The sequence below is a fragment of the Rhizobium sp. MHM7A genome (assembly GCF_005862215.1).
Classification (GTDB): Bacteria; Pseudomonadota; Alphaproteobacteria; order Rhizobiales; family Rhizobiaceae; genus Rhizobium; species Rhizobium bangladeshense.
Genome location: NZ_VCHT01000002.1, coordinates 668,247 through 682,718, shown reverse-complemented (window position 1 = coordinate 682,718; position 14,472 = coordinate 668,247). Strand labels below are relative to the sequence as shown.

The 14,472-nt window shown below is 58.1% G+C and carries 14 protein-coding genes and 2 pseudogenes; 12 read left to right on the top strand and 4 right to left on the bottom strand.

The annotated features are described in order from the left end of the window. The first annotated feature begins 50 nt into the window (after window positions 1-50). From FFR93_RS11515 to FFR93_RS11485, 7 genes are all read left to right on the top strand, one after another. The gene (locus FFR93_RS11515; RefSeq protein ID WP_138393303.1) at window positions 51-560 is read left to right on the top strand and encodes a hypothetical protein; all 510 of its coding nucleotides are present in this window, start codon (window positions 51-53) and stop codon (window positions 558-560) included. Further along, window positions 557-1,729, top strand: coding sequence for a class I SAM-dependent methyltransferase (locus tag FFR93_RS11510; protein ID WP_138393302.1), 1,173 nt, complete (start codon window positions 557-559; stop codon window positions 1,727-1,729). Before FFR93_RS11515 ends, FFR93_RS11510 begins: the two co-directional genes overlap by 4 nt. Further along, on the top strand, window positions 1,729-4,086 hold the full coding sequence (locus FFR93_RS11505; RefSeq protein ID WP_138393301.1) for a SpoIIE family protein phosphatase: 2,358 nt from the start codon (window positions 1,729-1,731) through the stop codon (window positions 4,084-4,086). The genes FFR93_RS11510 and FFR93_RS11505 overlap by 1 nt, the downstream gene beginning before the upstream one ends. Before the next feature lie 3 nt (window positions 4,087-4,089). Then, a complete protein-coding gene (locus tag FFR93_RS11500; RefSeq protein WP_138393300.1) occupies window positions 4,090-4,650 on the top strand; it encodes a hypothetical protein in 561 nt (186 codons plus the stop codon). Between the two features lie 7 nt (window positions 4,651-4,657). After that, window positions 4,658-4,996, top strand: coding sequence for a hypothetical protein (locus FFR93_RS11495; protein WP_138393299.1), 339 nt, complete (start codon window positions 4,658-4,660; stop codon window positions 4,994-4,996). Window positions 4,997-5,372: 376 nt separating this feature from the next. Continuing rightward, window positions 5,373-6,311: a sialate O-acetylesterase gene (locus tag FFR93_RS11490; RefSeq protein WP_138393298.1), complete on the top strand. Its 939-nt coding sequence runs from the start codon at window positions 5,373-5,375 to the stop codon at window positions 6,309-6,311. A 209-nt stretch (window positions 6,312-6,520) separates the two neighbouring features. Continuing rightward, window positions 6,521-7,153 (top strand): hypothetical protein, encoded by a 633-nt coding sequence (locus FFR93_RS11485; RefSeq protein ID WP_138393297.1) that lies wholly within the window; start codon window positions 6,521-6,523, stop codon window positions 7,151-7,153. Window positions 7,154-7,465: 312 nt separating this feature from the next. Here FFR93_RS11485 and FFR93_RS11480 read toward each other — a convergent pair whose 3' ends face one another. Further along, entirely contained in the window at window positions 7,466-8,434 is a 969-nt protein-coding gene (locus FFR93_RS11480; protein WP_138393296.1) for a DMT family transporter, read from the bottom strand. A gap of 319 nt (window positions 8,435-8,753) precedes the next feature. Between FFR93_RS11480 and FFR93_RS11475 the strand changes: the two are divergent. After that, a pseudogene (locus FFR93_RS11475) lies at window positions 8,754-9,667 on the top strand (LysR substrate-binding domain-containing protein). A 95-nt stretch (window positions 9,668-9,762) separates the two neighbouring features. Here the strand turns inward: FFR93_RS11475 and FFR93_RS11470 are convergent. Continuing rightward, window positions 9,763-9,984 carry a DUF2798 domain-containing protein gene (locus tag FFR93_RS11470; protein ID WP_138393295.1) on the bottom strand — a complete coding sequence of 74 codons (222 nt, stop codon included), beginning with the start codon at window positions 9,982-9,984 and terminating at the stop codon, window positions 9,763-9,765. Between the two features lie 406 nt (window positions 9,985-10,390). Here FFR93_RS11470 and FFR93_RS11465 point away from each other — a divergent pair, with 406 nt between their 5' ends. Beyond that, window positions 10,391-10,801 (top strand): organic hydroperoxide resistance protein, encoded by a 411-nt coding sequence (locus FFR93_RS11465; RefSeq protein WP_138393294.1) that lies wholly within the window; start codon window positions 10,391-10,393, stop codon window positions 10,799-10,801. A gap of 74 nt (window positions 10,802-10,875) precedes the next feature. Continuing rightward, window positions 10,876-11,325 carry a DUF6130 family protein gene (locus tag FFR93_RS11460; protein WP_138393293.1) on the top strand — a complete coding sequence of 150 codons (450 nt, stop codon included), beginning with the start codon at window positions 10,876-10,878 and terminating at the stop codon, window positions 11,323-11,325. A gap of 64 nt (window positions 11,326-11,389) precedes the next feature. On the opposite strand, the gene FFR93_RS11455 is transcribed toward FFR93_RS11460, so the two are convergent. Then, on the bottom strand, window positions 11,390-11,758 hold the full coding sequence (locus FFR93_RS11455; protein WP_138393292.1) for a hypothetical protein: 369 nt from the start codon (window positions 11,756-11,758) through the stop codon (window positions 11,390-11,392). 189 nt (window positions 11,759-11,947) lie between these two features. Further along, window positions 11,948-12,028 (bottom strand): annotated as a pseudogene (locus FFR93_RS11450) (dihydrofolate reductase); the annotation flags it as partial. 51 nt (window positions 12,029-12,079) lie between these two features. Here FFR93_RS11450 and FFR93_RS11445 point away from each other — a divergent pair. Next, window positions 12,080-12,682 carry a hypothetical protein gene (locus tag FFR93_RS11445; protein ID WP_138393291.1) on the top strand — a complete coding sequence of 201 codons (603 nt, stop codon included), beginning with the start codon at window positions 12,080-12,082 and terminating at the stop codon, window positions 12,680-12,682. Between the two features lie 257 nt (window positions 12,683-12,939). Continuing rightward, window positions 12,940-14,388: a P-loop NTPase fold protein gene (locus tag FFR93_RS11440; RefSeq protein WP_171049156.1), complete on the top strand. Its 1,449-nt coding sequence runs from the start codon at window positions 12,940-12,942 to the stop codon at window positions 14,386-14,388. Window positions 14,389-14,472 lie beyond the last annotated feature (84 nt).

Sequence of the window (14,472 nt, the reverse complement as noted above, 5' to 3'; positions counted from 1 at the left end):
ACTGAAACCGGTGCAAATCTGACGCTATAGACAGACGAAGGGAGGGTGTATTGGAAGAGACAGCATCCCGCTTCGATGACCAGGCGTTTTCGCCGATGGTATCGCTGGAGATGAATGTTGCGGTGTTCAAATCCCATTGGCAGTATTGCGACGAGATTACCGAATATCTCTCCGACATCCTCGGCCAGGGTCACAGCGATCCCGCTCGCTACTCGAACTTCCTTTCAGTCGCGGCGAACGAACTCATCGAACTCGCCTCCCGTGCGACGGACAAGCAGGGAACGATAAGTTTCAGTCTCTATCGCAGCGCGACGTTCAATCGGCTGAGAATTGCCTTTCCCTGCGAGGAGGATTTTGGCCGCAAGCACACCGAGCCAAGTACAGGTGAAGCACAGCCTGCCCTGGTCAGCGCGTCTGGTCACCTGGCTGCCAGGTCCGATGGGACGGCTTTGCTCAACAGTTTGAAAACAATATTCGGCGCAGCGATCCGGGTCGAGCAAGGCGGCGCGGATGGGGTCGAAATTGTTGCGGATTTTCCCTCCGACGAGGACTTCCGATGAGCCTTCTTCCCCTGCCCTTCACTGCGCGCTTTGATCCGACAAATCAAGAGCTCGTGCTGTCCGGCAAGATGCGGCCCGAAAGCACCGCCGAAATTGCCGATGCCCTCGAGCTGATACGGCAAAGTTTGGAAAAATACAGCGGTGTCGTTTATCTCAACGTCAAACGCCTGACGCACATCAATATGACGGCCTTCACCGCCCTGGCCGATGTCCTTGCGGCGGCTTGCCGCGCCAAGCCGGAACGGCAGATCAAGATCATTACCTCGAGCGTGATGGTATGGTCCGCGTCGCTGTTCGAGATGCTGACGGAATCCCAATCGAACCTGTCGGTCGAAGTCTATGATTCTGCCTTTTATCCAGGTCAAAGCTTCGTCGAGGACGAGAGCTTCATACCCATTCTGCGGACGCAGACGAAAATGACATGGAGGCACGAGCGCGAACTCTTGCCGCGCCATGGTCTGCGCAGCGGTCTTGCTATGGCCGATATCTGCTGCGGCATTGGCGATTTCGCAGCTCTGGTTCACCGCGAATTCAACCCAACGCGCCTTGTCGCACTGGACCACTCCACGCGCAGTCTCGAATATGCCCGCAAGGTCGCCGCCGAGTTCGGTCTGGAAGGCATCGAGTACACGTATGGCGACGCTTCTCAGATGCTGCTTCGGGACAATCAGTTCGATTTCGTGACCTGCCGGCACTCGCTGCAGATTTTCAATCGCCCCGAAATTCTCCTGCGGGAGCTTTATCGCATCTGCAAACCCGGCGGCCGCGTCTACATCACCAATGAAAAGAATTCCCATTGTCTGGGAGAGCCACATGCCGACTCGATCAGATGGACCTATGAGGAAGTCGCAAAATTATTCAGGCACTTCGACATGGACGTGGAGATGGGACCGAAAAGCCGTCATCTCCTCCTCAACGCCGGATTGGAGGACATCAAGGTCGATTGCTTCATGGTCACCAACCTTGACGGGGATCCCCAGGATTTCGCAGACATCATCGAAGCCTGGGAAAGCGTCTATGCGGGCGAGATGGCGGTCCGCCGCGGCGACTCGCCGGACTTCATCCGCAGGTTCCGGCAGGGCTTCAAGGATCACGTCTTTGCCGCTCTTCACCCCAAAGGTTACGCAGGCTGGCCGATCTGGGCTGCCTCTGGTCGAAAGCCGCTGTAATGGACGGGGGATCATCGAAGAGATCAGTGGGACTGAGGTCGTTTCGGGCGAAATTCATCCTGGTCGTCGGCGGAGCCGTTCTCTTCGATTTGCTGGTCAGCGGTGGCCTGGCGCTCTGGAATGTGCAGAGACTGTCGCGTGACGCGACGCTCGAGGTCGGCCAGGGTCTCGAGGCCGCCAGCCAGGAGTATATACGCACCTATGCCGATTCGACCGCAGCCCAGGTGGGCCTGCTCCTGCGGCAGGTTCACAACGACGTCGATACTTTGGCAGGCGTGCTCCAGGCGCAGATCGACAATCCTGCCCGCAATACAGACGTCGGCGCGGCGATTGCCCGCACGTCCCCCGGCAGCGTCAGTGTTTTTTACGACGAGCAGGGGAAATGGTCTCAGAATGCGCCTGGTTCCGCTTCGGTGGTGAGCGTCTGGGGTTACCTGCTCGGACAGGACCATCAGCCGACAGCCGATATCAAGCGCGATATCGAGGCAAGCGCGGTTCTCGATCTGGTTGCCCCGAGCCTGCTGCAACATGGCGCTTCAAAACTGCAAATGTATTACATCGGACCGAAGGAACGACCGATCTTCAGGACGGCGCCCTACACCGACCAGGCGCAGACCTTCGATCGGCTCTACCCCGGGCACAACGAAGCCGATTTCTGGAATTTCTTCTTTCCCGGCCTTTACGAGTCCTGGCAAAGCTGGGCCGGAGACGCGAAAACGCGACCGGTCGCGGATGATATCACACAGACGGCGCCCTATACGGATGCCATCACTGGCAAGCTGATCGTCAGCTTCTTTCACCCGCTCTGGACCGCCGACAGGAAGGATGTCGCCGGGACGGCCGGCGCCGACATCACGCTCGACCAGCTCGCCCAAACCGTCGAAAATGTGAAAGTGGCGCAGTCCGGCTTTGGATTTCTGGCAATGTCCGACGGCAACGTGATCGCAATCAACGCCACGGGCGAAGAAACGCTGGGCCTGCGTTCCGCCAGCGAGGCGAGCGGAACCGGGGTGACCGGGCTGGAGCGTTCCTTGAAGGGAAGTTCCCAGCCCGCGATAGCGCAGCTGGCGCTCGACCGGGAACAGGGCATTCAACATCTGCTATTGCAGCGGGAGGGCGACCAGGTTCCCTATATCGTCATGGTAAAGAAGCTGCCCGCCACCAATCTCTGGTCCAGCGGCCCGGTTCGGCAGGAGGCGATGCTGCTGGGATTGGTCGTGCCGGAACGGGAAATCGATGCCTCCCTCTATGCCGCCCAGGCGAAAATTTCCGAAGCCACCAACCGGATCGTGATCTACCAGATCCTGGCAATCCTGATATCGCTGCTTGTCGTGGCGATCGCCGTGTTTGCGGCTTCGAAACGGATAACGAGCGGCATCAGCGCACTTGCGGGTGCCGCTAAACGGATTCAGGCGCAGGACTATTCCGTCAGGGTGGCGATCACAAGCAAGGATGAGGTCGGCGCCGCTGGTGAAGCCTTCAACCGGATGGCCGAGCAGATCAGCTATCACACCGAAAATCTCGAGCAGCTTGTCGAAGAACGAACGGCCCAGATCGAAGATCAGAAGGAAGAGATTTCGGCACTGAATGCGCAGCTCGAACGGGAAAATCGCCGTCTTGGGACGGAGCTCGCCGTCGCCGAGAGAATCCAGCTGATGGTTCTTCCGTTGCAACAGGAGCTCGAGGAATTCCAGGACATCGAGATCGCAGCCTATATGAGACCGGCGGAGGAAGTCGGCGGAGACTATTACGACGTATTGAAGAACGGAAAGCGACTGAAGATTGGCATCGGCGACGTCACCGGCCACGGGCTGGAAAGCGGCGTGTTGATGCTGATGGTCCAGTCCGTCGCCCGTGCCCTCCAGGAGGCCGGGAACTCCGACGCCGTCAAATTCCTGGCGAATCTCAACAGCGCCCTGTTCAAAAACATAGTCAGAACGAAAATAGACAAGCATCTGACCCTGGCCTTTCTCGATTATGACGGCAAGGAGTTGATCCTGTCGGGACAGCATGAGGAGGTTGTCATAATACGGTCAAACGGTGAAATCCAACGCATCGACACCATGGATCTGGGCATCCCAATCGGTCTGGAAGCCGATATTTCCGCATTCATCAAAACCCGTGAAATAGCCTTCGAGAAAGGCGACCTCATACTCCTGCACACGGATGGCGTAACAGAAGCAGAAAACGGTGCGGGAGAATTGTTTGGCATCGAACGTCTCTGCAGCGAGGCGCTTCGCTTGAAGGGTCAGAGCGCAGATAAGGTTGTTTCCGGAATTGTCGCGAGGCTGATGCAGTTTATCGGATCCCAGAAGATCTACGACGACATCACGCTTCTGGCAGTACGGCATAGGTGAGACATGGCGCCCAGGATATACGGCATCGAATCTCTTGCAGACATCAGCCTGGATTCCGGTGCGCGCCTGAAACTGAGCGACGGTCCGCTTCAGCTCGGATGGAAGCATTCGGGAATGACTTCGGACTTCATCGCGGAAATCATGGCCCTGCCCTATGCGCGCTCGAGAAAGGATTACCTCCAGGCGCATCATGACATCGGCTATCTCAGCAACGAACTGATCGAAAATGCCGTCAAATTTCGACAGCCCGGCGAGATCCTGATCGAGGCGGGCATGGTCGAGGGAAGCTTTTTGATCCGGGTCAAGAACGCCATCGACAGCGAGACCTCGTCTCGCTTTCAGCAACTCCTGTATCGCCTTCAATTAAAGGATCCAGGCGTCCTTCTTCTTGAGCAAATCGAAACCAACGCCATATCGCCAGAAAGCGGTTCCGGCCTGGGCTTGCTAACCCTTCTGAGCGATTACGATGCGAGAATGGCATGGACGTTCGAAGAGAATAAGAACGAGCTTATCATACTGACGACGACTGCAGCTGTGGCAATGCCACCCTCCTCCAATCTGTGAGCGAAGAATGGAAATCAGCGACGAGAACTTCCGCGTATGGGCGGAAAACAACGAAGTCTATTTCGACGGCGTCTTCCGCCTGGCAGGGCCGGACGCCTATGCGCCGATTTATTCATTGATAACACGGCTCCTCCACGAGGGGCACAAACAGGTGACGTTCAACCTGACGGGCCTCGAATTCCTCAACTCCTCGGGTATCAATCTGCTGGCGAAGCTGACGATCGAAGCCAGAAAAATCGGTGACCTCCTGCTCATCGTCAAAGGCACCAACCAGCATCCGTGGCAGGCAAAATCTCTCCCGAATTTGAAGAAGCTGCACCCGCTCCTCGATTTGCGCCTGGCGTGATCGGCCTTGAGCCGAGTAGCCACAAGGGTGCACGCGCCAGCCACCGCGGCATGGGTCCTCGGGTCAAGCCCTGGGATGACGGAGAGTGGAGTTGGCGTCTCGCCAAACTCTGACCGCATCTCTGATGGTGACCGGCGCTCCGCTCCCATGTTAACCTGGCCGCCCCGATCTATGATCGCCTTGGACTAGCAACGGGAGTTTTCTTCATCGAACAGCATGCTGCAAAGCAGGATCTCTCACCCAACCGGATGATTGCCATCACTTGTCCGGACTATAGTTTAGAGCGGGTTTTCGGCAACCCACGCGAGATCGTCGTCCGCTGGGCTCGATCTTCGCGACGACGGGAGCGCGTAGCACCATCTTGGAAGGTAACGGCATGCGCAAAACAATAGCAGTCGGTCTGGCCGCCTTGATCTCCGTGTATTTTCTCGGCGGCATGAGCGCGAGACGTGAGATCTTTCCTTGGCCACAACTTTCCTCGCTGAGGACAATGGTTGGCGGAGAGAAGGCGGCGGCTCCAAGTCGTTATACTTTCGACGACAAGGAACGCCTCATCGGGGATGAATCAAAAACCGCTGTGACCTGCCCGGCTCAAACTGATCGAACGGCTGTCTTACTCATTCTTGGCCAATCGAACGCTGCCAACTACGGTGGACAACGGCACCGGTCAAATCATGGCGCTCGTGTTGTAAACGCCTTTGACAAACGGTGTTTCATCGCGGCGTCACCACTTCTTGGATCGACCAACACCAGGGGAGAGTACTGGACGCTTCTCGGGAACAAATTGATCGATTCGGGACAAAATGACAGCGTCATCCTCGCACCTCTCGCATATTCCGGGTCTGAGGTGGCACGATGGGCGGCAGGCGGTGACTTCAATCCTGTGCTGGTCGATACAATGAAACAGCTCCGGGATTCCGGTTATCGGGTAACGAGCGTCCTCTGGGTGCAAGGAGAGGCGGACCTCGTGATGGGCACCACTGCGGAGGCCTATCAGGAACGTTTCATGTCGTTGGTCGGCACATTGCGTCAGCACGGCGTCGAAGCACCCGTTTACATTTCGATCGCATCGAAATGCCTCGAACCGAGCAACGGCGGCTTCAAGGAGCATATCCCAGACAATGCGATAGTGCAGGCGCAACTGGCCCTGTCAAAGAGCGGCCACGGTATCCGAGAGGGCGTAAATTCCGACGCGTTGCTCGATGGAGACGACCGCTACGACGATTGCCATTTCGGGGGCACAGGCGGAGAGAAAGCGGCGCAGGCCTGGCTGAACCTTCTGCGCAGCGATAGCGGTCTGGAAAGCTCGCGATAGTCTTTCCGGACGGTTTTCGCGCCTTCGCAAGCTTCAACCATGGCCGTCCGCGCGCAGCATCCCGGATGCTTCCTCTAGGCTAAGACCATAGCCGGTGCCATGAACCGGACCTCAGTCCGATGTGCAACGCGCGATAGCAATCTATCCTTCAAGTCAGATTAAGTCGTGCAGTTTCACGGCACCTGATGGTCTGAATTCGGAGGAAAACGATGCGGATAGCAACCTTAGCGTCCCTGGCCGTGCTTTCACTGGCGCTTGCAGCAAGCCCGGCAACGATTGCTGGGCTCGACATAACCGCCCTGGCAAAGGATGGTGGAAACGGTGGCGGCAATGGGGGCGGCAACGGCGGCGGTAATGGCGGCGGCAACGGAAACGGTGGCGGCCATAACAGCGGTTCAAACCAGGGCAGCTCCAAGTCATCTGGCGTGAAAGGCAAATCATCCGAGGCGGCAAGCAAGTCCAAGTCCACGAAGACGGACAGAATCGCAACCGGCAAGAAAGAGAAGAATCTTTCGGCGCAGCTTGGCGGCCTGAACTCCCTGAAGCGGAATTACAGGGCGCTGATGAACACATCGGACCCGCGTATGGCCGCCATCTCGGCCTACGCGATCGCTTATGCCCAGTATGAACTCGACAACGGTGTCGAGCCTGCAGCCGACGATCCCCTGCTCGGCGATCAGGCGCTGGAGGACGCGTTGGCTTCCGCAACGAAAACCGGCGAGGTCAGCCCGGCGGTCCTGGACGAAGCCAAGACCATTCTCGGGGTTGGCGAAGCCGACGGCAAGATTGATCAGATCCGCACCTCGCTGGAAAACGCCGCGTCGGCGGCGCCAGACGAATAGCCACATGGCGAGATGTGAGAGGTGCGAAGCCGACTCTGGTAAGCTTCGCATCGAACTGAGAGCATTTCCGTTTCTGTCTGCGTCCGGAAATGCTCTATTTTTTTGCCAATTTCCGGCGGCCGAGCCTTCCTTGTCGGCCATTATGCCTTGACCAGCTCAGCTTTCAGATCGGCAGAGGCCTGTTTGACATAATCAGCGAGCGGCCTGCCCCCTGCTCTTCCGCCCAAGAGAAGCCTCACTCTGAGGAGCCCTGCAGGGGCCTCGATGGGCGAGGCGGGCGCGCCGGCAAGCGCCTGTCTTCCGTCCAGCAACTCACTCCTGCGCAAGCAATATCTTTCCCGACGCAAATTGGGCTTCATAGAAAATCCGGACGGACAGAACGACGCCAGCGATCAGGACGACAATCCCGGCACCCTCGATCGGGGTCGGCCAACGAGCATGCACGACAAATCCCCCGATCACACCGAAGGCTGTTTCGGAGACGATCAATTGCGCGGCCAAGGCAACCGGCAGGCTCCGCGACGCAATGTTCCAGGCCCAGACGCCCCCTACGGTTGCCAGTAGCGCGAAAGAAGCGCCCCAAACATACAGGCTGCCGGCGGCACTCCAGCCGAATCCCAGCGTTGGAAGCCGGAAGAGGTCCAGCGCGGCACCGAAGGGGTAGAAGGCCAGCATCAGGACGCCACCGCCGACCAATATCAGCGCAGCCCACACGCCGGAGGGCATCTCCGGGCGGGCGGCCAGGGCAGCCTGATTGGCAAGAGCGAACCAGACCCAAAGTCCCACGGCGGTCAGCGCCAGTGGCACGCCAACCCACAATGATTGCACAGAATCCAGTCCTTCGGCCGTGAATGCCGTGGCATTGACGAGAGCAAGGCCGGCCAGCACCAGTGCCAGCGGTATCATGAGGGAGCGCCATGGCAGTGCCCCCTGACGCTTGTTACCAACGACCATCAAAACGATCGGCACCAGGCCGAGAAAGGCGGGAGCGACGACCGGACCGGCAAAGACGGCCGCTCCCGTCACGGTCAGGAAGTAGCCGACATATCCGACGAAAGCGAGCCAGACGGCATTCACACCGTTGCGAGCTGTGAGGTGGCGGACGACACCTTTTTCGGAAAACAGGATGTAAAGGCCGACGAGCGCCGAGACAACATGACGGATGAGGGCAAAGTCAAAGGTGGAATAACCGCCGATGATGAAGGGCACGATAAAGTTGAGCGAAAAGGCAAAGGCCGCAAACAGAGCGGCCGACACACCAACATAGAAGAGCCTGTCCATGACGATTATCCCTTTTGAAGTTGCGTCACCGAGCCGTTGATCTCCGTGACACCGACGGTGTCCATCGGCAGTTGACGAAATCCTTGATCGGATGGGGAAAATGTACTGGCCCGGAGCTCTGGCCGGCAGCCGGTTAAATTGAGAACCACCCTCTCAATGCTCATCCACCGGATCGTGAACCGGCTCCGCATCGTCGAGGCCGTTCGAACGACAAGAGGCCTAGCCCGGATCACGCAGAGGCGGCGCCCGCGGCCATTGGTGTTCATCAGCACCGATTTCTCATATCCTCAATATCGAGGCTTTCAGTCGTCGGGGTGTCATGGATCGGCTTGATGCGATGCGGGTTCTGCTTGCGGTGGTTGACGCCGGCAGCTTGTCGGCGGGCAGCCGGAAGCTGAACGCGCCGCTGCCGAGCGTCAGCCGCAAGGTCGCCGATCTGAAGCGATGTCTCGGCGCAAACCTCATCATCCGGACAAGCCGCAACCTGCAGCTCACCGATGCCGGCCGCGACTATGTCGACGCGGCACGCAGGATCATTGCCGATCTCGAGGAGGTCGAACGAAGGGCATCAGGCGAATACCAGACGCCGCGGGGACTGCTGACCATCACGATGCCGATCGAATTTGGCCAGCGCTACGTCCTGCCGATCGCGCTCGAATTCATGAACAAGCATCCTGAAGTGACCTTGAACCTCCTGTCACTCGACCGCTCTGTTCATCTGGTCAACGAACAGGTCGACGTCGCCATCCGACTAGGCGAGTTGGCCGACAGTTCGCTCTACGCGTCAAGGCCGGCGAGTTCCGCCTGTTGACCTGCGCAAGCCCGGCCTATCTGGAGCGGCATGGCACTCCCCAGCATCCGACCGAGCTCACCGATTACGACGGCATCATGTTCAACGACAGGTCCTTCTTCTGAAATTTCGAGATCGACGGGAAGCTGGTCGAGGCAATGCCACGGAGCCGGATCGAGGTGAACACCGCGGCCAACTGCGTCGCCGCCGCGTGCAATGGAGCCGGAATCGCCCGCCTCTTCGACTATCAAGTTCCGGAGGAGCTGTCTTCGGGCATGCTGGTGCAGATCTTGAAGGATTATGACGGCGGGCCAAAGCCGATCCACGTCGTTTATTCCCGTCAGGGCCTGCTTGCCCTCAAGCTGCGCGCCTTCATCGACTGGATTCTGCCGCGGCTTCGCGCGGCCTGCAACAATTATGGCGGTGCGCCATCACCGGAATGAAACGCGCGGTTTCCTAATCGTCCGCGCCCAATCCTGATGATGCCGATAATCGCCAAGCATGGTCATTGTCATGCCGATCGCTAAGATTCGGTTCCTCAGCGGACGATGCGGTCGACCTGTGCCTGAAGCTGTGGGCCAATCAGCAGGATGGCGGGAATGACGATGAGATAGGCGATGCTCCACGAGCGCAGCCATGTCAGCACGAATCCCTCGGAAAAACCCAGATTGAGCGCGAGCAGCGTGAAAGAGATGAGTCCTGTCGTTACGATGCCCATCGACAGGGCGAAGGCGATCTTGCGTTTGAAAAGCGTGTTCATGTCCGTCTCCCGACTGGATGAGAGATCAAGACCGCCTCGGCAGGTCTCAATCCCGGTTAGCGCTTCGAAGATCGCGCAATGCCGGCACCGGCGGTAGCGGGGAAACCTGAGAGGCAGCCTCTTGAGTTCGCAAGCTCCGAACGGCGGGGAACCCTCGGCGGCCGCGAGCGATACGCCCCGCAACGCGCTGCTTTTCGACATCCTCCACATCGCTCCGGCTTCTCGCAACCTGATGCAAGACTGAGCGAAAACGAGAGGCTTGCTCTCACTCCTGCTCGCTACCGGATGGATTTCTCCGATCTCATATTCCCGTCATTGCCGCCCGGAACCCAGCTGGGTCCTGGCGGCGCTCAACAAACCAGCAGTGAGCTGTCTCACCAGCTGAAATTGAACAAGGAGCATCCAAATGTCGAAAGTCATCTATACCGGCACCACCAGCACCACCGGCGGACGGGAGGGCGCGTCCCGCACGTCCGACGGTCGCCTCGATGTGAAACTCTCCCCGCCCGGCTCCTCGGCTCCGGGCACCAATCCCGAGCAGCTCTTCGCCGCCGCCTGGTCTGCCTGTTTTCTCAGTGCAATCGGAAGAGCCGCTGCCGAGCGCCAGCTTCGCGTACCCGCCGATGCTGCCGTCAATGCCGAGATCGACCTCGTCTCGAACGATGACGGTGGCTATGTCCTGCAGGCGCGCCTGAACGCGAATCTGCCGGGCATCGAGACTGACCTCGCCAAGTCCCTGGTCGAACGCGCTCACCAGCTCTGCCCCTACTCCAAGGCCACACGCGGCAACATCGCCGTCGAACTCAACGCCGCCTGATCGGCCCCAACTCAACGTCGCGTCGGTGTCCCGGCAATGCCGGTCACGACAGGCGCGACTGGAAAGGACTTGTCATGACCACGGTCGCAAGAGCCCTCGCAGCGGCAGCTTTCCTGCTCGCCGGCACATCCCTCCACGCGCAGACGCCGCATCAGGCGGCCACGCAGTTCCTTCCGATCAAGAACGAAGCCGCACCCGAGCTCTTCGTGGATCAGCCCCTTGCAGAACCGCTGGCCACCAGAGGCGTGGCGATCATTCCCTATCGAACCGAGAACTTCCGCATCCTGCCCATTTTCGGCGCCAGCGCGACCGATGTCTCGCCTCGCGCCGGGCACCTTCATGTCAGCATCGACGACCTGCCATGGCGGTGGGCCGATGCGGGCGGCACCGGCGCTATCGTCCTGACCGGCCTGCCGCCGGGCGAACACAAGGTGCTCATCGAACTCGCCACACCCGTGCACGAAGTGCTGGGCGGAAAGCTTGTGAAATTCACCGTACCGCCGGTCGGCGGTGCGCAACATTAAAGGTCTGCCTCTTCGGGGTCGGCTCCAAGGTGTCCTTCGAGCCGGCAGCGGGCCTCCGGCGCTATCACTGATAGTCGGGAAGCCTGACCTTCCCTCCATCCGGCGTATCAAGCCAGGTCCGAAAGACTTCATAGGTGACCGCACCGGAGGCGATCCCCTTGACCATTCTGCGGCAAAGTTCCTTGGCCGTTTCGTCAATAGGGTTCCGCGTCGCCCGTTCGAGCTCCACCTTCGTTTCCCGATCCATCTTCGCCATTCCGTTCTTGGCACAATCGTCAATCATGCGGCTGTGCTTCTCCGGTAACTGGCGGACGATCGAGGCATAATATTTGAACGTCTCCTCGTTCCAGCCGCTATCATCGGCCAGCGCGATGTCCGCACATCCAAGGAGCAGGAAAACAAGCCCCAATCGGGAAACATATTTACGCGCCAAACAGTCCTCCTCGATCTTTCGCTCCTTATAACTCCGCCAGGTTATAATTTGCAAAATCGCATAGTTCGCTTTGGCAGAGCCTGCCGAGAAGCGACCGCTCGCCCCTGCCCCAGAGCGGAAAACCACTACCGAAAAGGCGATGCCGAGAACGACCGACCCGAAGCCGCTATTCCACGAGATCTGCCCGGAATGCAGGTAGATGCGATACTCGTCGACCAGACCAAGTTCGGTCAGGCTGTGGGCGAGCTCCGGGCCGGCGACTTCGATCTCCCTAATTTCACCCGATCCCTGTTGTAGCGGACTTGGATCAGGGGAATCTGGATGTCGATCTTGCTCAGAAATCTGTCGCTGCTGGTTGGAATAACATTGGCGGTGCCGGCCTTTGGCAAGTGCTTAACAGCCAATGAGACCAAACAGGGCGTGCTGCTGACCAGAGAAGAGCCTTTCTATTCCGTATTCTACAAGCCGGACGGGCCGGTCCTCACCGAACAACGGCTGATGGACCGCGACGGTTCGCTGCAGCCGGTGTCGGCTGAATATGTGCACCCCTTGCTCGTCGAAAAGAGAGTGAGTGCCAACGGGACGCATGAGCTGAAATACGCGAATCCGATTGCGTTGGACGATCTGCCACAGAAGAAGAACTGGCAATCCGACACCACGCTTTTCATCAATGGCAAAAAATCCGATTCGGGCACGACTTTTATGAGGTTCGACGGCTTCGGCGAGGAAACGATTGCATCTTGTTCCTACAAAGTTTGGGCCATCAACAGCCGTCTGAAACTGGCGGAATTGCCTCCGATTATTTTCGAGCAATACTATTCCCCCGAGCTTCATCTCGTTCTTCGTTCGGTAAGGCTGAGCGCCTCCGGCCGGCCCATAAGCGAGGTTCGATTTGATCGGTTCGAAGTTGGCTGGGGCAACTAGCGGGACATTGTGTCCCCTCTATCATCCCGGAATGCCCGCTGGGCGCTCCCTCCCTGCCTGCCACCTTGTCGTCGCGAGCCGATGGCGACCATCTGGTTGAGCTTGGCCATGTCAGCTTTCTTCCCACGAGATGCTGAATGCATACGATGCGACTAGGCGGCGGCTCAAAACGATTGCCCACAGTATTCACAACCTCGCCGTATTGTTCAGAATCACTTCACCTGAGACGCTCGTCTAAATTGAAGGCGAGCAACGAGATGACCAACGAATATTGGAAGCACGATAGACTAGACCGACGGAGAGACGCCGATTTTCTTTACAACTTTCTCGCGGGCCAGCACGCCAAAAGAAAGGCTCGAGGGCACAAAGCATCGTACGTCTTAAACGTTGATGCTGACTGGGGTGGCGGCAAGTCCTTCTTCCTAGAGGGGTTGGCACTCGAGATGGAAGATAAAGGCCACTTGGTCGCCAGGATCAACGCTTGGAAGGACGATCACGCTTCGGACCCTTACGTGGCTATCATGGCGGCGATTGATAGAGCGTTTGCCCCCTTCGTTGCCAAGGCGGGTGCGATAGAAAGAGCCTGGAACGCTACAAAGCAGAGCGGTGGACCCATCGCCCTGAGAATTGGAGGAGCGATCGTAAAAGGCTTAGCCAAAAAGCACGTTGGGATAGATTTTGAAGATCTGGCGGCGTTGGTCGACGTCGAAAACGAGTTAGGCGATATTGCGGAAACGGCGGTCAGTGAAGGCGCAGGGGCCGCGACGAAGGAACTGGACAAGCTCTTCGATTCCTCACTGGAGGCCCTCATAAAGGGGTTTCAGAAGACCGATCGCGCGATGGTCGACTTCCGTACGAAGTTGGCGAACGCGATCAGTTCCATCGAAGGAAAAAAGACTGCTCCTTTTTTCATCCTTGTAGATGAATTGGACCGCTGCCGTCCAACCTATGCAGTCGCACTCCTAGAACGCGTTAAACACCTGTTCGACGTCGATGGCATAATATTCGTGTTCGCAACCAATTCTGATCAGCTTCAGCACAGCATCTCGGGAGCGTACGGGCCGAACTTCAACGGTTTTCGATATCTGAAGCGCTTCTTTGACCGAACCTACGTCTTCGAACGGCCGACCATAGACAGGCTCGTAGAGAATTTGGTCGCCCAACTACCGAAGTCGAAATTGAAGGCGCCGGATGACGCCTTGGCTGAAACGATTGCCCGCGGCTGCGACGCCTTTGGCTTCGATTTACGTGCGGTGGAGCATGTCGTGGATATGATCGATTGTGCTGTTACAGCGTGGCCTCACGACTTACCGGCCGATATTGTTCTTCTCTTCGCCCTTTGCGCTCACTTCTATCAGACTGGTAAGGCGGAATGGCCATCGAGCAACAACGAAGCGATCCGCCGCTGGCAACTCCGACGGATGGAGTACAATTATGAAGGCCGGAGATCCGAGATGACGATCTCAATGCGCGAGATCTACAGCTACGAGTGTTCTATATTCAATTCTATGGAAGAGATCATGGGGGAATCTAGACGTGCTAACAGAGACGACCCTGCGATAGAGTACGTAAGCCGGGTTCTAACTCCAGAATGGAGTGGAAAGACCGTTAATCGGAGCCAGCCAAGCATCCAGACAGAACTCCTCGGGCTTGTGGCAAACGCAGGCCGCATGCTCTCAAGGGATGAGCAGCGAGAGCACCAATGAGCGAGGGTCGCTCATCCTCAGCGCATTCGAAACTGTGACGGAAGCATCGCCTATGGCCGGCCGAGCGCCACGCGGGAACTAGAT